Source organism: Methylobacterium sp. 4-46, assembly GCF_000019365.1.
GTDB lineage: Bacteria > Pseudomonadota > Alphaproteobacteria > Rhizobiales > Beijerinckiaceae > Methylobacterium.
Genome location: NC_010511.1, coordinates 1,202,807 through 1,225,338, shown reverse-complemented (window position 1 = coordinate 1,225,338; position 22,532 = coordinate 1,202,807). Strand labels below are relative to the sequence as shown.

The 22,532-nt window shown below is 72.5% G+C and carries 23 protein-coding genes and 1 other RNA gene; 12 read left to right on the top strand and 12 right to left on the bottom strand.

What is annotated here, in order from left to right:
* Positions 1–125 precede the first annotated feature (125 nt).
* On the bottom strand, positions 126–1,211 hold the full coding sequence (locus M446_RS05245; protein ID WP_012331045.1) for an efflux RND transporter periplasmic adaptor subunit: 1,086 nt from the start codon (positions 1,209–1,211) through the stop codon (positions 126–128).
* A complete protein-coding gene (locus M446_RS05240) occupies positions 1,208–2,311 on the bottom strand; it encodes an efflux RND transporter periplasmic adaptor subunit (protein WP_012331044.1) in 1,104 nt (367 codons plus the stop codon). The genes M446_RS05245 and M446_RS05240 overlap by 4 nt, the downstream gene beginning before the upstream one ends.
* 336 nt (positions 2,312–2,647) lie before the next feature.
* Between M446_RS05240 and M446_RS05235 the strand changes: the two genes are divergently transcribed.
* A complete protein-coding gene (locus M446_RS05235; protein ID WP_012331043.1) occupies positions 2,648–3,277 on the top strand; it encodes a TetR/AcrR family transcriptional regulator in 630 nt (209 codons plus the stop codon).
* A gap of 19 nt (positions 3,278–3,296) precedes the next feature.
* Here M446_RS05235 and M446_RS05230 read toward each other — a convergent pair whose 3' ends face one another.
* The 3 genes from M446_RS05230 to fumC are packed head-to-tail and all read right to left on the bottom strand — an operon-like array spanning position 3,297 to position 5,170.
* On the bottom strand, positions 3,297–3,545 hold the full coding sequence (locus M446_RS05230; RefSeq protein WP_012331042.1) for a ribbon-helix-helix domain-containing protein: 249 nt from the start codon (positions 3,543–3,545) through the stop codon (positions 3,297–3,299).
* Positions 3,542–3,757, bottom strand: coding sequence for a DUF4169 family protein (locus M446_RS05225; protein WP_012331041.1), 216 nt, complete (start codon positions 3,755–3,757; stop codon positions 3,542–3,544). The genes M446_RS05230 and M446_RS05225 overlap by 4 nt, the downstream gene beginning before the upstream one ends.
* 3 nt (positions 3,758–3,760) lie before the next feature.
* The gene (fumC, locus tag M446_RS05220) at positions 3,761–5,170 is read right to left on the bottom strand and encodes a class II fumarate hydratase (RefSeq protein ID WP_012331040.1); all 1,410 of its coding nucleotides are present in this window, start codon (positions 5,168–5,170) and stop codon (positions 3,761–3,763) included.
* A 185-nt stretch (positions 5,171–5,355) separates the two neighbouring features.
* Between fumC and M446_RS05215 the strand changes: the two genes are divergently transcribed.
* Positions 5,356–6,684 (top strand): cytochrome P450, encoded by a 1,329-nt coding sequence (locus M446_RS05215; protein ID WP_236728785.1) that lies wholly within the window; start codon positions 5,356–5,358, stop codon positions 6,682–6,684.
* 381 nt (positions 6,685–7,065) lie between these two features.
* On the opposite strand, the gene M446_RS05210 is transcribed toward M446_RS05215, so the two are convergent.
* Entirely contained in the window at positions 7,066–7,692 is a 627-nt protein-coding gene (locus tag M446_RS05210) for an SspB family protein (RefSeq protein ID WP_012331038.1), read from the bottom strand.
* Positions 7,693–7,742: 50 nt separating this feature from the next.
* Positions 7,743–8,106: a transfer-messenger RNA gene (ssrA, locus tag M446_RS34445) on the bottom strand.
* A gap of 24 nt (positions 8,107–8,130) precedes the next feature.
* On the opposite strand from ssrA, the gene M446_RS05205 reads away from it, so the two are divergent.
* The 7 genes from M446_RS05205 (at position 8,131) to M446_RS05175 (ending at position 14,563) form a co-directional block, all read left to right on the top strand.
* A complete protein-coding gene (locus M446_RS05205; protein ID WP_012331037.1) occupies positions 8,131–8,985 on the top strand; it encodes a CPBP family intramembrane glutamic endopeptidase in 855 nt (284 codons plus the stop codon).
* Positions 8,986–9,054: 69 nt separating this feature from the next.
* On the top strand, positions 9,055–9,849 hold the full coding sequence (locus tag M446_RS05200; protein ID WP_012331036.1) for a thymidylate synthase: 795 nt from the start codon (positions 9,055–9,057) through the stop codon (positions 9,847–9,849).
* A gap of 4 nt (positions 9,850–9,853) precedes the next feature.
* The gene (locus M446_RS05195) at positions 9,854–10,345 is read left to right on the top strand and encodes a dihydrofolate reductase (RefSeq protein ID WP_012331035.1); all 492 of its coding nucleotides are present in this window, start codon (positions 9,854–9,856) and stop codon (positions 10,343–10,345) included.
* A gap of 204 nt (positions 10,346–10,549) precedes the next feature.
* Positions 10,550–11,710: an FtsH protease activity modulator HflK gene (hflK, locus tag M446_RS05190; protein WP_012331034.1), complete on the top strand. Its 1,161-nt coding sequence runs from the start codon at positions 10,550–10,552 to the stop codon at positions 11,708–11,710.
* A complete protein-coding gene (hflC, locus tag M446_RS05185) occupies positions 11,707–12,693 on the top strand; it encodes a protease modulator HflC (RefSeq protein ID WP_012331033.1) in 987 nt (328 codons plus the stop codon). The genes hflK and hflC overlap by 4 nt, the downstream gene beginning before the upstream one ends.
* A gap of 9 nt (positions 12,694–12,702) precedes the next feature.
* On the top strand, positions 12,703–12,897 hold the full coding sequence (locus M446_RS05180) for a DUF2065 family protein (RefSeq protein WP_012331032.1): 195 nt from the start codon (positions 12,703–12,705) through the stop codon (positions 12,895–12,897).
* A 160-nt stretch (positions 12,898–13,057) separates the two neighbouring features.
* Positions 13,058–14,563, top strand: coding sequence for a DegQ family serine endoprotease (locus tag M446_RS05175; RefSeq protein ID WP_012331031.1), 1,506 nt, complete (start codon positions 13,058–13,060; stop codon positions 14,561–14,563).
* A gap of 87 nt (positions 14,564–14,650) precedes the next feature.
* Here the strand turns inward: M446_RS05175 and M446_RS05170 are convergent, their stop codons facing one another.
* Positions 14,651–14,905, bottom strand: a complete 255-nt coding sequence (locus tag M446_RS05170) for a hypothetical protein (RefSeq protein ID WP_012331030.1) — start codon at positions 14,903–14,905, stop codon at positions 14,651–14,653.
* Between the two features lie 196 nt (positions 14,906–15,101).
* Between M446_RS05170 and M446_RS05160 the strand changes: the two genes are divergently transcribed.
* Both M446_RS05160 and M446_RS05155 read left to right on the top strand, forming a co-directional pair.
* Positions 15,102–17,471, top strand: a complete 2,370-nt coding sequence (locus M446_RS05160) for an ATP-dependent helicase (protein ID WP_012331029.1) — start codon at positions 15,102–15,104, stop codon at positions 17,469–17,471.
* Between the two features lie 390 nt (positions 17,472–17,861).
* Positions 17,862–18,578 (top strand): PhoH family protein, encoded by a 717-nt coding sequence (locus M446_RS05155; RefSeq protein WP_012331028.1) that lies wholly within the window; start codon positions 17,862–17,864, stop codon positions 18,576–18,578.
* A 180-nt stretch (positions 18,579–18,758) separates the two neighbouring features.
* Here M446_RS05155 and M446_RS05150 read toward each other — a convergent pair whose 3' ends face one another.
* The 3 genes from M446_RS05150 to M446_RS34130 all read right to left on the bottom strand — a co-directional run bounded on the left by M446_RS05150 (position 18,759) and on the right by M446_RS34130 (position 20,359).
* On the bottom strand, positions 18,759–18,956 hold the full coding sequence (locus tag M446_RS05150; protein WP_043700853.1) for a hypothetical protein: 198 nt from the start codon (positions 18,954–18,956) through the stop codon (positions 18,759–18,761).
* 108 nt (positions 18,957–19,064) lie between these two features.
* On the bottom strand, positions 19,065–19,241 hold the full coding sequence (locus tag M446_RS37995; RefSeq protein ID WP_168169135.1) for a hypothetical protein: 177 nt from the start codon (positions 19,239–19,241) through the stop codon (positions 19,065–19,067).
* Between the two features lie 179 nt (positions 19,242–19,420).
* Positions 19,421–20,359, bottom strand: coding sequence for a glycosyltransferase family 2 protein (locus M446_RS34130; protein ID WP_168169134.1), 939 nt, complete (start codon positions 20,357–20,359; stop codon positions 19,421–19,423).
* Positions 20,360–20,590: 231 nt separating this feature from the next.
* Here M446_RS34130 and M446_RS05140 point away from each other — a divergent pair, with 231 nt between their 5' ends.
* Positions 20,591–21,775: a glycosyltransferase family 4 protein gene (locus tag M446_RS05140; RefSeq protein ID WP_012331026.1), complete on the top strand. Its 1,185-nt coding sequence runs from the start codon at positions 20,591–20,593 to the stop codon at positions 21,773–21,775.
* On the opposite strand, the gene M446_RS05135 is transcribed toward M446_RS05140, so the two are convergent.
* Positions 21,757–22,530 carry an FkbM family methyltransferase gene (locus tag M446_RS05135; protein ID WP_012331025.1) on the bottom strand — a complete coding sequence of 258 codons (774 nt, stop codon included), beginning with the start codon at positions 22,528–22,530 and terminating at the stop codon, positions 21,757–21,759. The genes M446_RS05140 and M446_RS05135 overlap by 19 nt on opposite strands.
* Between the last annotated feature and the right edge of the window lie 2 nt (positions 22,531–22,532).

The following is a 22,532-nucleotide window of genomic DNA, read 5'->3' as shown; positions in this document are numbered from 1 at the left end:
CGCGGCCGCGCCGCACGGCGTCATCCGACATCCGACGGATTGCGTCGCCATGCGGATGTCGGCGTCGCTCACGCGCCGCGCGGGCTTGGCATCCGCTGTCCGGACGTGATCGTCCGGAAAGCAGATCACAGCCCGGCCTCGGGCAGCCGCACGGCCTGGCCCTCCTTCAGGCTGTGCACGCCCGCGACGACGACCCGCTCGCCGGCCGCGAGCCCCTCGCCCACGAAGACCCGGTCCCCGGCCCGCCCGACCAGCGTCACGTCCCGGCGCCGGACCGACTTGCCGTCCGCCGCCACGACCCAGACCGCGGGGCGGCCCTCCGGGTCGAGGAGGGCCGTGGAGGGGAGGGGGATGCGGGGGGCGATCCGCCGCTCCAGCGCGACCGTCACGGTGGTGCCGAGGCGGAAGGCGGGGGAGGGGTCGACCAGCGTCATGCGTACGCGCCGGGTGCGGGTGGACGCCTCGGCGAGCGGCCCGATCTCCCGCACCCGGCCCCGCGCCGTGAGGCCGGGCGCGGAGAGCAGCGTCACCGTGAAGACCGCCTCGCGCGGCACCTCGCCCATCAGCGCGTCCGGGATGTCGACGACGGCCTCGCGGATGTCGGGCCGCGCCACCGTGACCACCGCCTGCCCGGCCGGCACGACCTGCCCGACCTCGGCGCTCCAGGCGGTGACGACGCCGTCGAAATCGGCGGTGAGCGTCGCGTAGCCGAGTTCGTCCTCCGCCTTCTGGAGGGCCGCCCTGACCTGGGCGAGGCGCGCGGTGGCGGTGTCGCGGGCGGCGACCGCGGCGTCGAGCTGGGCCTGCGTCACCGCGCTGCCGTTCTCGAACAGGGTGCGCTGGCGGCTCTCGGCCGCGGTGGTGTTCTGGACCTGGGCCTGCGCATCCGCCACGTCGGCCCGGGCCCGCAGCAGGGCGAATTGCTGCACCGTGGGATCGAGGGCGGCGAGCCGCGTGCCCTTGGCGACGAGGTCCCCGACATAGACGTCGCGGGCGACGATGCGGCCGCCGATGCGGAAGCCCATCTGGGTCTGGTAGCGCGGCTCCACCGTGCCCGCGAAGGGGCCGAAGGTCTCGCTCGCCTGGCGCTCCGCCGCCACGGCGAGGACGGGGCGCACGGGCGGGGGCGCCTCGGCCTTCTCCTGCTGGCAGCCGGCGAGCGCCAGGAGCGCGGCGGTGAGGAGCGCGGCGGTGAGGAGGAGGGGCCTCACGGCGCGCCCTCCCCGGCGGCGGCGACGCGCTGGCCCGGGCGCAGGAACTGGATCCCCGCGGTGACGACCTGCTCGCCCGCCTCGACGCCCCCGGCCAGCACGATGGCGGAGCCGGCGTAGCGGGCGATCTCGACCGGCCTCGGCGTCACCGTGCCGGAGCCCGGATCGAGCACCCAGACGGCGGGCGCGTCCTTCCAGCGGAAGAGCGCGCTCCAGGGCAGGGTCACGGCCTGCCGCGGCCGGAAGCGCCCGCGCCCGAGCACGACCGCGCCCAGGCTCATCTCGGGCGGCACGGAATCGAGGCCGATCCTCACCCGCACGCCGCCGGTGCCGGGGTCGATGGTCGGCGAGATCTCCCGCACCGCGCCGGTGGTGCGGATGCGCGGATCGGCCTGCAGGCTGATCTCGATCCTGCCGCCCGCCGGCGGGGTGGTCAGCAGGGTCTCGGGCACGATGAAGACCGCGTCGCGGGGGCCGTCATGCGCCAGGGTGAACACGGTCTGGCCCGAGGAGACGACCTGCCCGGCCTCGGCGTTGCGGGCCGTGATGATGCCGGCGACCCCGGCCCGCAGCTCCGTGTAGGTGAATTGCTCCCGGGCCGAGCCGAGGGCGGCGCGGGCCGAATCGACCGAGGCCTGGCTGGTGCGCAGCTGCTGCTCGGCCTGGTCGTAGCTGCTGCGGGTCGTGTAGCCGCTGCGCATGAGCGCCTGCTGGCGCTCGAAATTCACCTTGGCCTGGGTCAGCAGCGCCTCCGCCGAGGACAGGGCCGCCTCGGCGGTCTCGACGTTGACCCGCTGCTCCTGCGGTTCGAGCCGGGCCAGCACCTGGTCGGCCCCCACGTGGTCGCCGACCTCGGCGAGGCGCTCGGCGATCTTGCCGGTCACGCGGAACGCGACGGTGCTGAGGAACTTGGCCTGGACGTCGCCGGACAGCACGACCTCGCCCGCCACGTCGGTGCGGGCGGCCGTGACGGTCTTGACGGCGGCGAGCGAGGGCGGCGGCGTCGCGTCGGCCGGGGCGCCGGCCGCCGCGGCGGGGCCGAGCGCCGCGCCCGCGAGGAGCGCCGCGCGAATCAGGCGAAGCATGGGGAGGAGCGGCATGGGAACGAAGGCTCCATGGGTGGCGGCCCACCGGAACGGCATGCGGCGATTCGTTTGAGAGTCTTGTCGGTGCATGGTTTTTCCGGCGAGCCCGGGACCGCGTCGGCGCATGATGCCGAGGCGGAGAACCGTGAAGGAGCGGCCGCGAGGGGGCGGAGCGGCCGCTCCTTCCAGGCCCCCTGGCGACCTTACGTCAACCGGAGACCTGTCGCGAGCCCCGCGCGGGGCAAGGATGTTCGTGGCGAAGCGGCGCCGCGCTCCTCGAACGGGGGACGGCTCTTGCTCTTCGCGGCGCCTTGGTACTAGTGACTGACTGGTTGGTCAATAGGGGGAGCGATGGAGGCGGCACGGCACGGGCCGCGGCAGCGGCGCAAGGAGGCCCGTCCGGGGGAGATCCTGGACGCGGCCTTCGAAGAATTCGCCCGCAGGGGCTACGCGGCGACGCGCCTCGACGACGTGGCGGCCCGCGCCGGCATCACCAAGGGCACGATCTACGTCTACTTCCCGAGCAAGGAGGACCTGTTCGTCGCCACCTTCAAGGAGATGGTGCGCCCGACGATGGAGAACATCGCGGCCCTGACGCACGCGCCGCAGGGCACCGCGATGGACATCCTGCGCGCGCATTTCCGCTTCGTCTACGACCACATGGTGGCAGACCGGCGGGGCCGGGAATTGCTGCGCCTGCTGATGGCGGAGGCCGGCCGCTTCCCGAGCCTGGCGGAGCGCTGGCACGACGAGGTGATCGGCCCGGCGGTGGAGCGGATGCGGGCGGTGATGCGCTACGGCGTCGCGCGCGGCGAGTTCCGCCCGGGCGTCGAGGAGGCCTATCCGCACCTGCTGTTCTCGCCGGTGATGATGGCCTCGACCTGGCTCAGCCTGTTCGGGGAGGCGCACCCGCTCGAGCTTCAGGGCTACTACGCGGCCCATCTCGACATGATGCGGCGCGCCCTGTGCATCGCCGCGTGAAGCGCCGATCCCGTCGCGGTCAGGTCGGCGCCTCCGGCCCGCCCGCCTCCTCCTGCAGGGCGCGCAGCACGAAGACCCGGATCGCCGAGGAGAGGTTCTGCCCCGCGCGCCCGGCGTCGATGCGCCCGATCAGCGCCGGGACGGAGAGGCCGCGCGCCCGCGCGAGCCGCTGGAGCGCCTCCCAGAACGGGTCCTCCAGCGACACGCTGGTGCGGTGCCCGGCGATCATCACCGAGCGCTTGCGCAGGCCGGCCGCCGATCCCGTCATTCCGACGGATCGGTCACCCCGGGCCGGTCCTCGGGCGGGCCCTCGAGCCGGTGGCCCTCGTGGCGGGCGGTCTCGATCGCGCGGCGGGACTCGGCGAGCGTCCGCGCGGCCTTCGGCCGCCCGAAGGCGACGCGGTTCTCCTCCGCCCTCGCCTCCTCGGTCTGCCGGGCCCGGGCCTTGCGGGCCCGGCGCAGGTTGATGATCTCGGCCATCGGCTACTCCGCGCTCGGCGCCAGCATCGTCTCGGGCCGCACCACGGCGTCGAACTGCTCGGCCGTGACGTAGCCGAGGCGCAGCGCCTCCTCCTTGAGCGTAGTGCCGTTCTTGTGGGCGGTCTTGGCGATCTCGGCGGCCTTGTCGTAGCCGATCGTCGGCGCGAGCGCGGTCACCAGCATCAGCGAGCGGCTCATCAGGTCGGCGATGCGGTCGTGGTTCGGCTTGATCCCGACGACGCAATTGTCCGCGAAGCTCACCGCCGCGTCGGCCAGGAGGCGCACCGATTGCAGCACCGCGTTGGCGATGACCGGCTTGAACACGTTGAGCTCGAAATGGCCCTGGCTGCCCGCCACCGAGACGGTGGTGCCGTTGCCGATCACCTGGGCGCAGACCATGGTCATCGCCTCGGCCTGGGTCGGGTTGACCTTGCCGGGCATGATCGAGGAGCCGGGCTCGTTCTCGGGCAGCGAGATCTCGCCGAGGCCGGAGCGCGGGCCGGAGCCCATCAGGCGGATGTCGTTGGCGATCTTGAACAGGCCGCTCGCCAGGCTGGTGAGCGCCCCCTGGGCGAAGACGAGCGCGTCGTGGGTGGCGAGGGCCTCGAACTTGTTCTGCGCCGAGGTGAAGGGCAGGCCGGTCAGCTCCGCCACCTTGGCGGCGAAGCGCTCGGCGAAGTCCGGATGGGCGTTGAGGCCGGTGCCGACCGCGGTGCCGCCCTGGGCGAGGGCCAGCACGCCGGGCAGCGCCGCCCCGACGCGCGCGCCGCCGAGGGCCACCTGGGCGGCGTAGCCGGAGAATTCCTGGCCGAGCGTGACCGGGGTCGCGTCCTGCAGGTGGGTGCGGCCGATCTTGACGATCCCGGCGAAGTCCTGCGCCTTGGCGTCGAGGGCCGCGTGCAGGTGGTGGAGCGCCGGCATCAGCCGGTCGCTGATCTCGCGGGCCACCGCGATGTGCATCGCGGTCGGGAACGTGTCGTTCGAGGATTGGCCGCGGTTGACGTGGTCGTTCGGGTGCACCGGCGACTTGCCGCCGCGCTGCCCGCCGAGCCGCTCGTTGGCGAGGCTCGCGATCACCTCGTTGGCGTTCATGTTCGACTGCGTGCCCGAGCCGGTCTGCCAGACCACCAGCGGGAACTCGCCGTCGTGGCGCCCCTCGACCACCTCGGCGGAGGCGGCCGCGATGGCCTCGGCGAGCCGCGGCTCCAGCACGCCGAGGTCGCGGTTCACGAGCGCCGCCGCCTGCTTCACGAGGCCGAGGGCGTGCACAAGCGGGGCGGGCATGCGCTCCGTGCCGATGCGGAAATTCTGGATCGAGCGCTGGGTCTGCGCCCCCCAGTAGCGGTCGGCCGGGACTTCGATCGGCCCGAACGTGTCGGATTCCGTGCGGGTGGCTTTCTCGGTCGGCGACATCGTGGCCCTCTTTGGCAGAGCGAAACGGCGCCTACTTAAGCCAAAGATCCGCCTTGCGCGATGCCGGATCCGCGCGAGGCCGCCCCCAGCATGACAGGAGACAGGATCTGTCAGACGCCGTGATAGAGGCCCGCCCTCCCCAGGCTCCCTTCCGTCCGGCGGTGCCCCGCCCGCGCACGGAGCCGATGGACCTGTTCGCCTTCCTGCGCGCCGCGCGGGCGAATCCCCTCACCACGTGGTTCCGGGAGCATTTCGAGCACCTGATCGTGACGGGGGAGGGGGCGCTCGGGCGGATCACCGTGGTGAGCGACCCGGCCGCGATCCGGCACATCCTGGTCGACAACGCCGCCAATTACCGCAAGGACGACCTCCAGCGCCGCGTCCTGGCGCCGGGCCTGGGCAACGGGCTGCTCACCGCCGAGGGCGAGGAGTGGCGCCTGCAGCGGCGCACGCTGGCGCCGATCTTCTCCGCCCGCCACGTGGCGGGCTTCCAGGCGCCGATGAGCGAGGCGGCGGCGGTGCTCGCCCGGCGCCTCGCGCGGCGCGACGGGCAGGCGGTGGACGTGGCCCTGGAGATGACCCGGGTCACCCTCGACGTGCTGGAGCGGACGATCTTCACGCACGGGCTGCCGCGCGACCCCGACGCGCTCGGGCGGGCGATCACCCGCTACTTCGAGGCGCTCGGGCCGATCGACCCCCTCGACGTGTTCGGGATGCCCGACTGGGTGCCGCGGATCGGGCGGCTGCGGGCGCGGCCGGCCCTGCGCTTCTTCGCCGAGGTGGTGGACGAGCTGATCGCGCGGCGCCGGGCGCTGCTCGCGGCGGGCGAGGCGCCGCACGACCTGATGACGCTGCTCCTGCGGGCGCAGGACCCCGAGACGGGGCAGGGCCTCTCGGACCTGGAGGTGAAGGCCAACATCGTGACCTTCATCGGGGCCGGCCACGAGACCACCGCCAACGCGCTGACCTGGACGCTCTACTGCCTGTCGCAGGACGAGGCCTCCCGCGCCCGGGCCGAGGCCGAGATCGACGCGGCCTTCGCGGCCGAGGCGCAGCCGCGCGCCGACGCCTTCCCGTTCACGCGGGCGGCCCTGGAGGAGGCGATCCGGCTCTTCCCGCCGGTGCCCTTCATGAGCCGGCAGGCGATCGCCGACGACCGACTCGGGCGGATCAAGATCCCGCGCGGCTCGCTGGTGACGGTGGCGCCCTACGTGCTGCACCGCCACCGCCGCCTGTGGGACGATCCGGACGCCTACCGGCCGGAGCGGTTCCTGCCCGAGTTCCGCGGCCGGATCGACCGCTACGCCTACCTGCCGTTCGGGGCGGGGCCGCGGGTCTGCATCGGGATGAGCTTCTCGCTGATGGAGGCGACGCTGGTGCTGGCGCATCTCCTGCGCGCCGTGCGCCTCGACCGCTCGCCGGAGGCCGGGCCGGTGGTGCCCCTGCACCGGGTCACGCTGCGGCCGCGGGACGGCATGCGGATGCGGGTGACGCGGCGGGAATCCGGCCGGTAGGGGGCGCCGAGCCGCGGGGGCCGCAGAGCCGCCCGGGGGGTTCCAAGACCACCGGTCATTTCTCATGACCGGTGGTGCTGCTCTCGAATGTTCGCCAAGCCTTCGGTTCGCCAAGCCTTCGGTTCGCCAAGCCTTCGGTTCGCCAAGCCTTTGGCTTGAAATCGAAAATACGAGGCGCATCAACGGCTCGATGCGTCCGCATCCTGAGCCGTTGGTATAAAGCACCATGCGCCGAAATGGTCGGCGGTTCGCCGCCGAACCGAAGGACCGCGTCAGCGAAACATGACGCGGCACCAGGAGACCAAGCCGAATGGCCCCATGCGATTCGGCTTGGCCGAGGGAAGCGGGGACCTGCGCCCCGGGGACCCCTGCGCCCCTGCCTCAGCTCTTCTTGCGGAACGCGTCGAGGCTCACCACGGAGGCCCCGCCCTCGGGGGCGGCGGGCTCCTCGGCCGGCTTGGCCGGGGCCTTGGCGGCCTCCTTGCCGGCGGGCTTCGCCTCCGGCTTGTCGGCGCCCAGCATCTTCGGCGCCGCCGCGAGGGCCGGCACCTTCGGGGCCGCCTCGCTCGGCTCGGACCCCGCGCCGCGGATCGCCCGCAGGCTCGCTCCCGGGCTCGCGGCCGGCGCCGCACTCTCCTCGCCCGCCTGCCCCTCGCCCAGTTCGAATTTCAGGCCGAACTGCACCGAGGGGTCGAAGAAGCCCGTCACCGCCTCGAACGGCACCAGAAGCCGCTCGGGGATGCCGGAGAAGGACAGCCCCACCTCGAAGGCGTGCTCGGTCACCCCCAGGTCCCAGAACTGGTGCTGCAGGACGATCGTCATGTCCTGCGGGTACTTCTCGCGCAGGCGCTGGGAGATGCGCACGCCCGGGTAGTCGGTCCGGAACGACACGTAGAAGTGATGCTCGCCCGCGAGCCCGTCGCGGGCCGCGTCGCCGAGAACCTTGCGCACAACGCTGCGCAGGGCGTCCTGCACCAGGAGATCGTAGCGAATCAGATCGTCTGCCATCGGCGGTCGCTTACCCGGTGCCGCATCCATCGGCGAGTCGTGGAAGGGAAAGTGGAGGCTTCTGTTGCCAGGTGCCTCCGAACCCCGCCTATGCGATGCTAACCGCTAGGACTTTGTTTGGTCTTGGGCACCGCTTACGCGGCGACCGCCACCGGAGCATAGTTGTCGTTGGCAACTATTGCATTGGCCCGATAACGGCGGAACCATGCCGAGCGAAAGTCCAACCTTTACGCCCTCGTCGATCCTATTTCGCCCCCGCCGAAGCCCAGCCCGCCGGAACGGGCTGGGCTTGGGTGGAGGCGCCGGGTACCGCCCCCGGGTCCGATAGGTTTATTGCGAAGAACGTTTATCGCCATAGCCGACCTCGCGGCCGGCCTACCGAATATAGAGGCAGGCGCGCCGGTTTTGAAGCCCGTCGATCACCCTTCCCGCTCCCCTGTGGCGGATCCGCCCTTCTCCCCTCCCGCGCCGGGGCGCGAACGCCCCGCCGAGGGGCCCGGCGGCCCCGCGGCGGGGCCCCGCGGCGGCGCCTGGCAGGACCGCAACGCCTGGCGGGACCGCAACGCCTGGCGGGAGCTGGGCGCCGCGGCGCTCCTCGGCCTGCGCCCCCCGCTCTTCCTGGTGGCGGCCGGGCTCCTGGCCTTCGCGCTGGTGGCGGGGGCCGCCCGCCTGCTGCGCCGCGTCGGCCTCTCGGTCTGGGGCTTCCCGTACGCGGGCTTCGACGAGGCCGAGCGCTACGCCCTGACCTTCGCGGTCGTGCCGCTGCCGATCCTCGCCGCCCTGGTGGTCTGGCGGGCGCGGGCGCGCTTCGGGCGGGGCTGGACCGGGGCGCTCGGCCTCGCCGCGCCGCCCCGCGGACCGCTCCTGCCCCTGCTGCTGCTGCTCTGGCCCGGCTTCCAGATCGGCTGGGTCTCGGCCCTCGCGCTCCTCGCCGGCCAGCCCGCCGCGGCGGCGTTCCGGCTGCCCGCGGCGCTCGCCGGCCCGGCCTTCGCGGTCTGGGTGGCGTGGCTCGTGCTCCTGGCGCCGGTGGCCGAGGAGTTGCTGTTCCGGGGCGACCTGTTCGCCCGCGCGGCCGGGCGGCTCGGCCCGGTCGCGGTCGTGCTCCTGAGCGCCGGCCTGTTCGCGCTCAGCCACGGGATCGGCCACGCCGCCCGCCCGCTGAGCGTGCTCCCCCTCGGCCTCGTGCTCGGGTTCGTGCGGCTGCGCACCGGCAGCCTGCCCGCCTGCATCGCCCTGCACGCGGTGAACAACGGCGCGATCGTGCTCGCCATGCTGGCCCTCGCGGTCCCCTGAAAAAGCGGCGCCGCCCGCTCACCCGCGGACGCGGACTGCGCTATCCTGGAGGGCCTCGGAGCACAGCCCATGCGCGCCTATCACGACCTCCTGCGGCGCATCCTCGACGACGGCGTCGAGAAGCACGACCGCACCGGGACCGGCACCCTCTCGGTGTTCGGCCACCAGATGCGCTTCGACCTCGCCGAGGGATTCCCGCTCGTCACCACCAAGCGCCTGCACCTGAAGTCGATCATCCACGAGCTGCTCTGGTTCCTGGCCGGGGACACCAACGTCGCCTACCTGCAGTCGAACGGGGTGACGATCTGGGACGAGTGGGCCGACGAGCACGGCGATCTCGGGCCGGTCTACGGCAAGCAGTGGCGCTCCTGGGCCAAGCCCGACGGCGGCAGCCTCGACCAGATCGCCTGGGTGCTCGACGAGATCCGCCGCAACCCGGATTCCCGCCGCCTCGTGGTCTCGGCCTGGAACCCGGCCGACCTCGACCGCATGGCGCTGGCCCCCTGCCACTGCCTGTTCCAGTTCTACGTCGCGCAGGGCCGCCTCTCCTGCCAGCTCTACCAGCGCTCGGCGGACGCCTTCCTGGGCGTGCCCTTCAACATCGCCTCCTACGCGCTGCTCACCGCCATGATGGCGCAGGTGCTCGACCTTGTCCCGGGCGACTTCGTGCACACGCTCGGCGACGCGCACCTCTACGTGAACCACGTCGCCCAGGCCCGCCAGCAGCTCGCCCGCGACCACCGGCCGCTGCCGCAGCTGCGCCTCAACCCGCAGGTGCGCTCGCTCTTCGATTTCCGCCATGACGACGTGGTCCTGGAGGGCTACGACCCGCATCCGGCGATCCGCGCGCCCGTGGCGGTCTGACCCCGTGCCCCGCGTCACCCTGATCGCCGCGGTCGCGCGCAACGGCGTCATCGGCCGCGACAACGACCTCGCCTGGCGCCTGCGCGGCGACCTGCGGCGCTTCCGCGCCCTCACGATGGGCAAGCCGGTGGTGATGGGCCGCCGGACCTGGGACTCGATTGGCCGGCCGCTTCCCGGCCGGCGGGTCATCGTGATGACCCGCGATCCCGGCTGGTCGGCGCCCGGCGTCGAGACGGCCGCCGGCTGGGACGCGGTGCTCGCCCTCGTCGGGGAGGCCGAGGAGGTGATGGTGGCGGGCGGCGCGCAGATCTACGCCCTGACCCTGCCGCTCGCCGACCGGATCGAACTCACCGAGGTGGCGGCGGCGCCCGAGGGCGACGCGCGCTTCCCCGAGATCCCGGCGGGCCGCTTCCGGGAGGTCGCGAGCGAGGCGCACCCGGCCGGCCCGGAGGACGAGCATCCCTACCGGTTCGTCACCCTCGACCGCCACGTTTGAGCCCGTCCGGGCCATCCGGGCGCCGGGTGCGGCGATGAACCCCCGGCGCCGGGGCGCCGCCCGGGGCCTCGCCCGGTCCCGGGAGGTTGCTTTCCCGCCAAGCGCAGCCGATATCGCTGCGGGGACAGCGTTGACAGCAACTCAAGATGCCGCGCGGGTCGCGACAGCGAGAGGCGTGCCGGCCGGGAAAGGAAGTGGGCGAGCATGCCATGGAGTAATCAGAGTGGCGGCGGCGGCGCCGGCGGCAACGGGGGCGGACCCTGGGGCCGGCCCGGCGGCAACGGCGGCGGGCCCTGGGGCAGCGGCGGCGGCGGCAACCAGCCGCCCGATCTCGAGGATCTGCTGCGCCGCGGCCAGGACCGGCTGCGGACCCTGATGCCGGGCGGCGGCCCGGTGGGAGGGCGCGGCATCGCGCTCGCGGTGCTGATCGTGGCCGCGGTCTGGCTGCTGACCGGCTTCTACACCGTGGCGCCGAACCAGGTCGGCATCAACACGGTGTTCGGGCGCTACACCGGCCAGGTCGGCGAGGGCCTGCGCTACAATTTCCCCTACCCGATCGGCGCCGTGGTGAAGCCGAATGTCGGGCAGGTGAACAGCATCCAGATCGGCTACCGCTCCGGCGTCGGCCCGCAGCGGATGCGCGACGTGCCGGAGGAGAGCCTGATGCTCACCGGCGACGACAACATCGTGGACATCGACTTCGACGTGCAGTGGCGCGTCAACCCGGCCAAGGCCGAGGAATTCGTGTTCAACCTCCAGAACCCGGAGGGCACTATCAAGTCCGTGGCCGAGAGCGCCATGCGCGAGGTGGTGGGCCGGCGCAAGATCCAGGCGATCCTCACCACCGAGCAGACCAGCGTCGCGCAGGAGGTGCAGGAGATCATTCAGCGGGCGCTCGATTCCTACGGGGCCGGCGTGCTGATCAACGTGGTGCAGCTCCAGGGCGTGAGCCCGCCGCAGGAGGTGCGCCAGGCCTTCGTCGACGTGAACGCCGCCCAGCAGGACGCCGAGCGCGCCCGCAACGAGGCCCGCACCTACGCGAGCCGCGTCGTGCCGCAGGCGGAGGGCCGCGCCTCGCAGATGATCCAGCAGGCCGAGGGCTACAAGTCGCAGGCCACCGCCGAGGCGACCGGCCAGGCGGGCCGCTTCCGCGAGGTCTACGAATCCTACAAGCTCGCGCCCGCGGTGAGCCGCGAGCGCATGTTCCTCGACACGATGGAGAAGGTGCTGGGCAGCGTGAACAAGGTGATCCTCGACCAGCCCGGAACCGGCGGGTCCGCCGCCCCGGGCGTGATCCCGGTCCTGCCGCTCAACGAACTCGCCGCGCCCCGCGGCGCCGGCCAAGCGCAGGGGACGACGCGATGAACGGCAGCAACGCCCTGCGGACCGCCGCGATCGGCCTGATCGCCGTCGTGGCCCTCCTGCTCTACGCCTCGGCCTTCACGGTGAGCCAGACCCAGCAGGCCCTCGTGCTGCAGTTCGGCCGCGTGCGCACCGTGCTGAACCAGGCCGGCACCGACCGGCCCGGCCTCTACTTCAAAATCCCGTTCTTCGAGACCGTCGTGCTGTTCGAGAAGCGCCTGCTCGACCTCGACCTGCCGGTGCAGACCGTGCTCTCGGCCGACCGGCAGAACCTCGAGGTCGACGCCTTCGCCCGCTACAAGGTCTCGGACCCGCTGCGCTTCTATCAGGCGGTGAACAACGTGCAGGTCGCCAATCAGCGCCTGTCGAGCTTCACCAACGCGGCGATGCGCAACGTGCTCGCCAGCGCCTCGCGCGACGCCATCGTGCGGACCCAGCGCGAGGCGCTGATGAACCGCATCCAGGAGGACGTGAACCGGCAGGCCAAGAATCTCGGCATCGAGATCATCGACCTGCGCCTGACCCGCGTCGACCTGCCGGCCGCCAACAGCCAGGCGGTCTACGGCCGGATGCAGACCGAGCGCCAGCGCGAGGCCGCCGACCTGCGGGCGAACGGCGAGCGCGACGCGGCCACGATCCGGGCGCGGGCCGACCGCGAGGTGACGGTGCTGGTCGCCGAGGCGAGCCAGAAGGCCGACCAGCTGCGCGGCGAGGGCGACGCGGACCGCAACCGCATCCTGGCCCAGGCCTTCGGGCAGGATCCGGACTTCTTCGCCTTCTACCGCTCGATGCAGGCCTACGAGAAGGGGCTCACGGGTCCCGACACCCGCCTGGTGATCGGCCCCGGCTCGGACTTCTTCCGCTACTTCAACGACCCGCAGGGCCGGTCGCGTCCCGCCGCCGCCTCGCCCGCCCCGGGCCAGTCCGGCGCCCCGGCGCCGAGCGGCCCGGCTCCGGCGCCGGGTACCCCGGCGCCCGGCCAGTAGCGCAGGGCCGTGCGCGACCTCGTCGCCGCGCTCGGGCTCGCGCTCGCGATCGAGGGCCTGCTCTGCGCGGCCTTCCCGGGGGCGATGCGGCGGGCCATGCTGGAGGCGGCCCAGACCCCGGCGGAGCGGATGCGCCTCGTCGGGGTCGTCTCCGCGGTGGCGGGGGTGATCGTGGTCGGGGTGGTGCGCCTCCTGCTCCGCTAGGCGAAACCGCGCCGGGGCGGGCCGGAGACGCCCGGGCCGCCCTTGATCCTTCGGGCGCGACCACGATCTAAGGGATCCGCCGGGCGGTCGGCCCTCCGCTTCCCGGAGGCCGCCCGATCTGGCAGCATGGCCCGACACAGCCGTTCAGACGAGGTTCCCGATGCCCGCTGCCGAGTCCGCGCCCGCGCGCCGATCCGAAGCCTTCGCGAAACGGCGGCTGCCGGCGCTCGCGGGCGCCCTCCTGGCGCTCTCGGTCGGGACCGCCGCGCTCCCCTCCGCGGCCCTCGCCAGGGGCCCCGAATCCCTCGCCGACCTCACCGAGCAGGTCACCGACGCGGTGGTGAACATCTCGGCCTCGACGACGGTGGAGACCCGCGGCCGCACCCTGCCGCAGCTGCCCCCCGGCACCCCCTTCGAGGACCTGTTCGAGGATTTCTTCAACCGGCGGGGCGGCGGCGATCAGCCGCGCCAGCCGCGCAAGTCGAACTCGCTCGGCTCCGGCTTCATCATCGACGCCTCCGGCATCGTGGTGACGAACAACCACGTGATCGGCGACGCCAACGACATCCAGGTCATCCTGCACGACGGCCGCAAGCTGAAGGCGGAGATCGTCGGCAAGGATTCCAAGACCGACATCGCGGTGCTGCGGGTCAAGCCGGAGGCGGACCGGCCGCTCAAGGCGGTGCCGCTCGGCGATTCCGAGAAGATGCGGCCGGGCGACTGGGTGATCGCGATCGGCAACCCGTTCGGCCTCGGCGGCTCGGTCTCGGCCGGCATCGTCTCGGCGCGCGGCCGCAACATCGATTCGGGGCCCTACGACAACTACATCCAGACCGACGCGGCCATCAACAAGGGCAATTCGGGCGGTCCGCTGTTCAACATGAGCGGCGAGGTGATCGGCATCAACACGGCGATCCTGTCGCCGACCGGCGGCTCGGTCGGCATCGGCTTCGCGGTCCCGACCGCGACGGCGGCCCCGGTGATCGAGCAGTTGCGCCAGTACGGCGAGACCCGTCGCGGCTGGCTCGGCGTGCGGATCCAGAACGTCGACGACACCACCGCCGAGGCGCTCGGCCTCAAGGGCGGCGCCCGCGGCGCGCTGATCGCCGGCATCGACGAGAAGGGCCCGGCCAAGACCGCCGGCTTCGAGGTCGGCGACGTGATCGTGAAGTTCAACGGCGTCGAGGTGAAGTCGTCGAGCGACCTGCCCCGCATCGTGGCGACGACGCCGGTCGGCAAGACCGTGGACGTGCTCACGATCCGCAAGGGCGCGGAGCAGACGCGGCCGGTCACCCTCGGGCGGCTGGAGGACAACGACAAGCCCCAGCCCGCCGCCCTCAACCGGCCCCAGCCCGAGGCCGACGTGACGCGCCAGGCCCTCGGCCTCAACCTGACCGGCCTCTCCGAGGAGGCGCGGCGGCGCTTCAACATCAAGGACGGGCTGAAGGGGGTGGTAGTCACCCGCGTCGACCCGAACTCGAACGCGGCCGACAAGCGCATCCAGGCCGGCGACCTCATCGTCGAGGTCGGCCAGGAGCCGGTGAACTCACCCTCGGACGTCACCCGCCGCCTGGATCAGATCAAGAAGGAGGGCCGCAAATCCGCCCTGCTGCTGGTCTCGAACGCCCAGGGCGAGGTGCGGTTCGTGGCGCTGAGCCTCGAATAGGAACGCCCGGTCACCCGCCGGAGAGGCTCCGGCGGGTGACCCGGTGCCGCGACGGCGCCGGACCGAGGCGCGCCCCGCCCGGCTCCCTCACCGGGCCGGGGCGATGATGCCGGGGGTCACCGGCGGCAGCGGCAGCGTCTGCTCGCGGCGGATCTGGCCCTGCAGCTGGTTCGTCTCGAACCGGTTCTGCTGCTGGATGTCGCGCGATTCGCTGCGATAGTTCATCGAGTTGTTGAGACCCTCGACCGTGCGCTCGGCACGGGTGGTGCCGCGCTGGTTCTGGGCCAGGGCGGGGCTCGCCGCCAGGGCGGCCGCGAGGATCAGCAGGGTATGGACGCGCATGGGAACACCCCGAGGCTGTGAACGGTCACGGATATCGGCGATGGGGGGACGCGCCGGGACGGTCTCGGGTTCCCCGCGACCCTGCGGCGCTGCGCCACCGTCCGGCCCCCTCGCCGGCCCCCTCGCCGGCCCCCTCGCCGGCCCCCTCGCCGGCCCACCCTCGACGCCGTTCGCGTTTTGGTCCAGTGATGAATCCATGACTCGCGATGCCGCCGGGGCCGAGGCGCCCGCCCCCACCTCGATCGCAGCCCGCGCGAGGGCCGCCGTGGCGCCTCCCGGGGCGGCCTATCTCGACGGGCTCAATCCGGAGCAGCGCCGCGCCGTCGAGGCGACGGAGGGGCCCGTCCTGGTCCTGGCCGGCGCGGGCACCGGCAAGACGCGGGTGCTGACCACGCGCATCGCCCACCTGATCGCCATCGGCCGCGCCCGGCCCTTCGACATCCTGGCCGTGACCTTCACCAACAAGGCCGCGCGGGAGATGAAGGAGCGCATCGGCGGCCTGATCGGCGCGGCCGGCGAGGGCATGCCCTGGCTCGGCACGTTCCACGCGATCGGCACCAAGATCCTGCGCCGCCACGCGGAGCTGGTCGGGCTGCGATCCGACTTCACCATCCTGGGCACCGACGACCAGCTGCGCCTGCTCAAGCAGGTGATCGAGGCGGCGGGCATCGACGAGAAGCGCTGGCCCGCCCGCGGCCTCGCCCAGGCCATCGACGGCTGGAAGAACCGCGGCCTCGCCCCCGACCAGGTGCCGGCCGGCGAGGCCGGCGCCTTCGGCTTCGGCAAGGGCGGGCCGCTCTACGCCGCCTATCAGGAGCGCCTCGCCACCCTCAACGCGGTCGATTTCGGCGACCTGCTCCTGCTCTGCCTCAAGCTCTGGCGCGAGAATCCCGACATCCTGGCGAGCTACCAGGACCGCTTCCGCTACATCCTGGTCGACGAGTACCAGGACACCAACGTGGCGCAGTATCTCTGGCTGCGGCTCCTGGCCCAGGGCCGCCGCAACGTCTGCTGCGTGGGCGACGACGACCAGTCGATCTACGGCTGGCGCGGCGCCGAGGTCGACAACATCCTGCGCTTCGAGCACGATTTCCCGGGCGCCGTGGTGGTGCGGCTGGAGCGCAACTACCGCTCGACGGGCCACATCCTGGCCGCGGCGGCGACGCTGATCGCCCACAACGAGGGGCGGCTCGGCAAGACCCTGCGCACGGAGGCCGGCGCGGGCGAGCCCGTCACGGTGACGGGCGCCTGGGATTCCGAGGAGGAGGCGCGCCTCATCGGGGAGACCATCGAGGGCCTGCAGCGGCAGGAGCATCCCCTGGCGCAGATCGCCGTGCTGGTGCGCACCTCCGCCCAGATGCGCGAGGTCGAGGACCGCTTCGTCCAGCTCGGCCTGCCCTACCGGGTGATCGGCGGCCCGCGCTTCTACGAGCGGGCCGAGGTGCGCGACGCGCTCGGCTACCTGCGCCTGACCGCCAACGGGGCGGACGACCTCGCCTTCGAGCGCATCGTCAACACGCCCAAGCGCGGGCTCGGCGACGCCACCCTGCAGGCCCTCCACGGTGTCGCGCGGCGGCGCGCGGTGCCGCTCCTGCACGCGGCCCGGCTGATCGTCGAGACGGAGGAGCTGAAGCCCAAGCCCCGCTCGACCCTGCGGGCCCTGGTGCAGTGCTTCGACCGCTGGGCGAAGCTCCTGGAGGGGCGGCCCCACGCCGAGGTGGCCCAGATCATCCTGGAGGAATCCGGCTACACCGAGATGTGGCAGAAGGAGCGCACCGCCGACGCCGCCGGCCGGCTGGAGAACCTCAAGGAACTGGTGCGCTCGCTGGAGGAGTTCCCCGACCTGCCGGCCTTCCTGGAGCACATCGCGCTGGTGATGGACGCCAACGAGGCGGAGGGCGGCGACCGCGTCAGCCTGATGACGCTGCACGCCGCCAAGGGGCTCGAATTCGACACGGTCTTCCTGCCGGGCTGGGAGGACGGGCTGTTTCCCAACCAGCGCGCCCTCGACGAGAGCGGCCGGGCCGGGCTGGAGGAGGAGCGGCGCCTCGCCCATGTCGGGCTCACCCGGGCCCGCAAGCGCGCCAAGATCTCCTTCGCGGTCAACCGCCGCATCCACGGCCTGTGGTCCTCGACCATGCCGAGCCGCTTCATCGACGAATTGCCCGAGGCGAGCGTGAGCGTGATCGAGGCGCCGGCGAACTTCTCCCACGGCCCCTCGCGCTTCGACCGGCAGGCGACGCCCTTCGGCTCCTCCTACGCGACCCCCGGCTGGCAGCGCGCCCAGGCGGCCACGGCCGGACAGGAGCGCTTCGGCGGCCAGGGCCGCCCGGGCGAGCCCCGCTTCGGCGAGGGCCGCGGCGCGCGCGGCGCCCCCAGGCAGATCGAGGGAACGCTGGTGGCGAAGTCGACCGGCACTGCGTCAGACTACGTAGCGGGCGCGCGTGTCTTCCACACGAAGTTCGGCCCCGGCTCGGTCGCGGCGGTCGACGGCAACAAGCTCACGGTTGACTTCGACAAGGCCGGCCGGAAGATGGTCCTCGACAGTTTCGTCCAGCCGACCTGACTCGGCGGGCCGCTGTCCCCGCGTCACGCCGGCGGAGGGTGCGATCTCGCAGGAGCCGACATCCGGGACGGCGCACGCGACAGCGTGCGCGACCCCGCCGCGGAGCCGGCCGCGAGCCCCGTCGCTGTGTGGTTTGAGACACAGACCGAACCCTAATCTTCGCGCCCGCGAAAACCGTCCTGTGCGGCGCGGCGCGGGAATTGCTGGTCAACCTCTGTCGGCATACCGTTGCGGGAGATCCAGGCGGACTTGTCCACCGCCTGCGTCGATCGGACGTGGAACCCGTCCGGACCCGCGGATTTGACGTGCTGTTGGCGCAACGAGGAGGTCGAGGGACACGAGAGGGCAGATCACATCGCGGCACCGCAAGTCCAGTGGGAGTGTTGATCTATGAAGAGACGACGCGCACGACTTGAACTGGTCGATGACCGCCCGATCCGGATGCCGCGCACCCGGTTCGAGGAGGAGCGCAATGCGCCGCCGATTCAACCCATGACGGCCCGCCAGGCCGAGTATCTCGAAGCCCTCGGTTCCCACGCACAAGTCATCGTTCTCGGGCCGGCCGGTACCGGCAAGACCTACATCGCCGGCACCCGCGCCGCGGACCTCCTCCGCCAGCGCCGCATCGCCAAGGTGGTGATCACCCGGCCCAACGTCCCCTCGGGACGCTCCCTCGGCTACTTTCCCGGCAGTCTCGAAGAGAAGATCGCGCCCTGGGTCGCTCCGCTCACGGAGACGATGAAGGAGCGGATGGGCGCGGGCGCCTTCGACATCGCGCTCAAGTCCGGCGACATCGAGATCGTGCCCTTCGAGGTCATGCGCGGCCGCACTTTCAAGAACTGCCTCGTGATCCTGGACGAGGCCCAGAACACCACCCCGGCCGAGATCAAGATGTTCCTGACCCGCATCGGCGACGATTGCCAGGTCATCATCAACGGCGACGTCTCCCAGACCGACCTGCGGGAGACGTCGGGCTTGCGGACCGTGATCCACCTCGTGAAGAGCCGGCTGATGCCGATCCCGATCGTGGAGTTCGGGCTGGAGGACATCGTCCGCTCGGGGATCTGCGCCGAATGGGTGCGGGCCTTCGAAGAGGCGCGTCTCTGACCGCGCCATCCCCGGCGCCGCGGGAGCCGCGGCGCCGGGATCGGGCCGGCGCGGCTCGGGGCGGGCCGCGCAGGGCGTCGACGGAGCCCGGGTTCTCCGTCGTCTCCGGGAAGGGGATGCGGAGCCCGTCGAGCGCCGCCCTCACGACCTCCGGCGGCGGGCGGCGCCGGTCCGTCAGCGTCAGCCCGGCGAGGGCTTGCTAGGCCACGATCGCGTCCCAGGGCGGCGCACGGTGCTCGCGGCATCCATCGTCCCGTAGGTCCAGAACGCCCAGCCGACGCGGTGCCGCTCCAGCACCGCCCGGCAGGCGCGGACCCACGCGTCGCTGTTCTCGCCGGCCTCTCCCATCAGGATCGGCACCCGGTGCGCCTCGCGCAAGCGCGGGACGGGCGCCGCCGCCTCCCGGTAGGGCGCGCATCGGGGCTGGACGGACGGGCGCGTTGCCCTCCTGCCCCGGCAGGGGCTCGGTGAGGACGTCGTAGCCGATCACCTCGGCACGTCCGGGTCGTGGGCGGCGATGCGCCGCCGGAAGGCGTTGTCGGCCTCCGGCCCGACCAGTTCCCTGAACACCTGCCGGATCTGCCGGGGCGCGGTCGCGTCCCGGAACCCGAACATGGAGCCCTCCGGGACGAGCAAGCTGGAGAGGTTGATGCCCCGCAGCATCAGGGGCGTCCCGTCCGGAGCGGCGATCTCGGCGCCGCGGGTCGGGACGAAGCCGTCCGCCGGATCGCTCGCCGAGGCGGGGCGCGGCCGGCGAGGCCGCGGACGGCGGCGAGCACCGGGGCGACGACGCGGGACCGCACCGCGCCGGCCCGGCGGCGCGGGCGCGCCGCGCGGCCCCGTCACCGATCCGGCCCGGCCCGCTCGGCCGCCGCGGGGCGCCCCCGCACGCGGCGCAGGATCCCGCGCGCGAGTTCCCGCCGCACGGCCGACGAGCGGGCGAGCAGGCCGATGATCCTGCGCAGGTCGCCGGTGCGCCGCGCGAAGTGGAACTCGCTCACGGGGGCGACGCGCCGCAGATGCGCGATCCTGCTCTCGAGCTGCGCGCTCTCCGCGGGCGACAGCCGAGCCGCGCAGGCCCGCCGCAGCGCCGCCAGCGCCTCGGCGACGGCGAGGTCGCGGGGCTGGCTATGCGAGTAGGGCGAGATGCGTCCGCCCGAACTCACCGGCAGCGTGTAGACGTAGAACGCCTCCGAGGTCGTCCGCGCGGACCCGCCCTCGACGAGCAGCGCGAGGAAGAACAGGAGATCCTCGCTCGTCCTGAGCCCCTCGTCGAAGCGCAGCCCGGCCCGCGCGACCAGGGCGCGCCGGAAGATCGGCTTGAGGTAGCCGTAATCGAAGCGGCTGCCCGGAACCGCCGCCGCGGCCATCTCCGAGACGCCGATCGCGTCGGGCAGCCGCGGGAAGAGCGGGCCGACCTCGGCGCCGCTGTGGGGATCGAGGCCGAGGAGGTTGTCGAACACCACCTCGGCCCGGTCGCCGGCGACGGCGAGCAGCCGCTCCAGCCGCTCCGGGCGCCACGCGTCGTCGGCGTCCAGGAGGGCGAGCCACTCGCCGGTCGCGGCCGACAGGGCCGTGTTGCGGGCCGCCGCAGGCCCGCCGTTCCGATCGCTCGCGAGCAGCCGCACGCGGCGATCCCGCGCGGCGGCCGAGCCCACGAGGGTCCGCGTCGCGTCGGTCGAGCCGTCATCGACCACGATCACCTCGAGGGCGGCATGGCTCTGGGCGAGGACGCTGGCGAGCGCGCGCTCGATCGTCGCCGCCGCGTTGAACGCCGGCATGATCACGCTCACCTGACAGGTCCGGTCTCCCATCATGTCTTCCCCGTCATCCTTGGCAAAAAGGCGCAGTTTGACTGTTATATTACATGACTTCCGAAAAACAACTCCTGTATAATTGACTTCCGAGGCAATGATTATTATATGTTGTGGTAAATTCGTGTCCGGTCGTCCTGCTCATCCCGGGCCGCGCAGCCCCGCTCGGGTCGACCCTCCTGCCTCGGAGCATTCCCATTGCGCATCCTCGTCGTTGACCCGCTGCTCTTCACCCTGCCGTACGATGCCAGCCTCTGCGCCGGGCTGGCCGAGCAGGGGCACGAGGTCTTCCTCGCCTCGCGACCGCTGCGCCCGGGCGAGGCCGCGCCGAAGGGGGTCACCCACCTGCCGCTGGCGATCAACGACATCTTCGCGCCCCTGCCGCCGCGGATCGCGCCGCACCGGGTCACGGTCTTCCTGCGCCACCTCCGCTACGGGCTCCTCCTGCAGCAGCTCGTCGGCCACGTGGCGCGGCTCGCGCCCGACATCGTCCACGTGCAATGGCCGGTCGTGCCCCTCGCCGACCGGATCCTGTTCCGGCGCTTGCGCCGCCGCGCACCCTGCATTCTCACGGTCCACGACACGCGCCCGTCGAACGGGGATCGCGTGCCCCTGCTCCTGAGAGCGGGCGGCGAGCGGGTGATCAAGGATGCCGACGCGGTCATCGTCCACACGGCGCCGGCCGCGCGCGAACTCGCCCGGCAGGGCGTCGATCCGGCCAGGATCCACCAGATCGGGCACGGCCTGCTGACGCCGGCCTCCCTGCCATCCTCGCCGTTCGTCGAGCCCGACCGCTCCAAGCGCACGGTCGACTTCCTGCTCTTCGGCATCCTGAAACCCTACAAGGGGCTCGACATCCTGATCGAGGCCGCGGGGATGATGCCCGAGGCGGTTCTGCGCCACTGCCGGTTCGTCGTGGCCGGCCGCCCCGCCATGCCGCTCGACGGGCTGAAGGAGCGGGCGCGCGAACTCGGGCTCGCCGCCCAGCTCGTCTTCGACGAGCGCCACATCCCCGACGAGGAATTGCCGCGGATCCTCTCGGACGCCGACGTCTTCGTGTTCCCCTACCGGCAGATCGAGGCGAGCGGCGTCCTGATGCTCGCCCTCCCGTTCGGCCGGCCGATCCTGGCGTCGCGCCTCGGCGTCTTCGCGGCCATGCTGGAGCCGGAGCGCAGCGGGTGCCTCGTCGAGCCGGAAGACCCGCGCGCGCTCGCGCAGGCCATGACGCGGCTGGCGCAGGACCGCGAGCTGCGCCTGGCGCTCGGGCGCGGCGCGCGCGAGCGGATCGCCGCGGTGCCGAGCTGGGCGGCGATCGCGCGGGACACTGCCGCCCTCTACGATCGCGCGGTCAGCGCGCGGCGCGGTCACGCGAGCGGCACGTAGCGCGTGTTGTACATGATGCAGTCCATCTCGATCAGCGCCGGGAAGTGTCCCTCGTTGTTGGGCACGAAGGCGCTGAGGGCGAAGCCGGCCCGCTCATAGGCCGTGATGGCGTCGCGGAAATCGACCGACGTGTCGTACAGCTTGCGGATCGCCAACTCGCTCTGCAGTCCGACGAAGCCCCGCAGGCTGTCGCCCGCCCCCCGCACCACGGACAGGTCGTGGCCCTGCGTGTCCATCTTCAGGTAGGGCCGGGTGAATTTCAGCTCCTTGCGGTACTTCTCCAGCATGAACTCGACCGTCGACAGTTTGACGCCGATGCTTCGCAGGATCTGATTGGTGCCCTCGAACAGCTTGACCTCTTCGTGGCTGGGCTTGGCGAGGGAGCTGAATTGCGTGTCGGCCATGATGTTGAAGGTGCGCTCGCCGATCTCGTCGGCGAGGGCGACCTGCTCGACGAACCAGAGCGGATCGGCGGCAGCCCGGGCCTTGAGCCGCTCGGCCACGTCCGGGATCGGCTCGAAGGACAGGATCGGCCCGCGATAGCCGACCTTGCGGCGGAGCATGTCGGCGAATTGCCCCTCGTTGGCGCCGACGTCGAAGACGCAGTCGACGCCGAAATGCGCGAAGAACGCCCTGAGGTGCTCCCGCTCGGGCATCGCCCACAGGCTGCCCCGGGGGATGATGTGGGTTCCCGTCAGCCGCTCGGCTCGCCGCACGAGGGCGCCGCGCAGCTGCCGCATCAGGTTTCGCATCATCG

Excerpts from the sequence above, each read along its gene's own strand:
- M446_RS37995 (WP_168169135.1), bottom strand. The coding sequence starts at position 19,241 with ATGCTGCGGGGCATCAACCTCTCCAGCTTGCTCGTCCCGGAGGGCTCC.
- fumC (WP_012331040.1), bottom strand. The coding sequence starts at position 5,170 with ATGTCGCCGACCGAGAAAGCCACCCGCACGGAATCCGACACGTTCGGG.
- M446_RS05175 (WP_012331031.1), top strand. The coding sequence starts at position 13,058 with ATGCCCGCTGCCGAGTCCGCGCCCGCGCGCCGATCCGAAGCCTTCGCG.
- M446_RS05235 (WP_012331043.1), top strand. The coding sequence starts at position 2,648 with ATGGAGGCGGCACGGCACGGGCCGCGGCAGCGGCGCAAGGAGGCCCGT.
- M446_RS05155 (WP_012331028.1), top strand. The coding sequence starts at position 17,862 with ATGAAGAGACGACGCGCACGACTTGAACTGGTCGATGACCGCCCGATC.
- M446_RS05170 (WP_012331030.1), bottom strand. The coding sequence starts at position 14,905 with ATGCGCGTCCATACCCTGCTGATCCTCGCGGCCGCCCTGGCGGCGAGC.
- hflK (WP_012331034.1), top strand. The coding sequence starts at position 10,550 with ATGCCATGGAGTAATCAGAGTGGCGGCGGCGGCGCCGGCGGCAACGGG.
- M446_RS05200 (WP_012331036.1), top strand. The coding sequence starts at position 9,055 with ATGCGCGCCTATCACGACCTCCTGCGGCGCATCCTCGACGACGGCGTC.
- M446_RS05210 (WP_012331038.1), bottom strand. The coding sequence starts at position 7,692 with ATGGCAGACGATCTGATTCGCTACGATCTCCTGGTGCAGGACGCCCTG.
- M446_RS05215 (WP_236728785.1), top strand. The coding sequence starts at position 5,356 with ATGGACCTGTTCGCCTTCCTGCGCGCCGCGCGGGCGAATCCCCTCACC.
- hflC (WP_012331033.1), top strand. The coding sequence starts at position 11,707 with ATGAACGGCAGCAACGCCCTGCGGACCGCCGCGATCGGCCTGATCGCC.
- M446_RS05240 (WP_012331044.1), bottom strand. The coding sequence starts at position 2,311 with ATGCCGCTCCTCCCCATGCTTCGCCTGATTCGCGCGGCGCTCCTCGCG.
- M446_RS05225 (WP_012331041.1), bottom strand. The coding sequence starts at position 3,757 with ATGGCCGAGATCATCAACCTGCGCCGGGCCCGCAAGGCCCGGGCCCGG.
- M446_RS05230 (WP_012331042.1), bottom strand. The coding sequence starts at position 3,545 with ATGACGGGATCGGCGGCCGGCCTGCGCAAGCGCTCGGTGATGATCGCC.
- M446_RS34130 (WP_168169134.1), bottom strand. The coding sequence starts at position 20,359 with ATGCCGGCGTTCAACGCGGCGGCGACGATCGAGCGCGCGCTCGCCAGC.
- M446_RS05135 (WP_012331025.1), bottom strand. The coding sequence starts at position 22,530 with ATGATGCGAAACCTGATGCGGCAGCTGCGCGGCGCCCTCGTGCGGCGA.
- M446_RS05160 (WP_012331029.1), top strand. The coding sequence starts at position 15,102 with ATGACTCGCGATGCCGCCGGGGCCGAGGCGCCCGCCCCCACCTCGATC.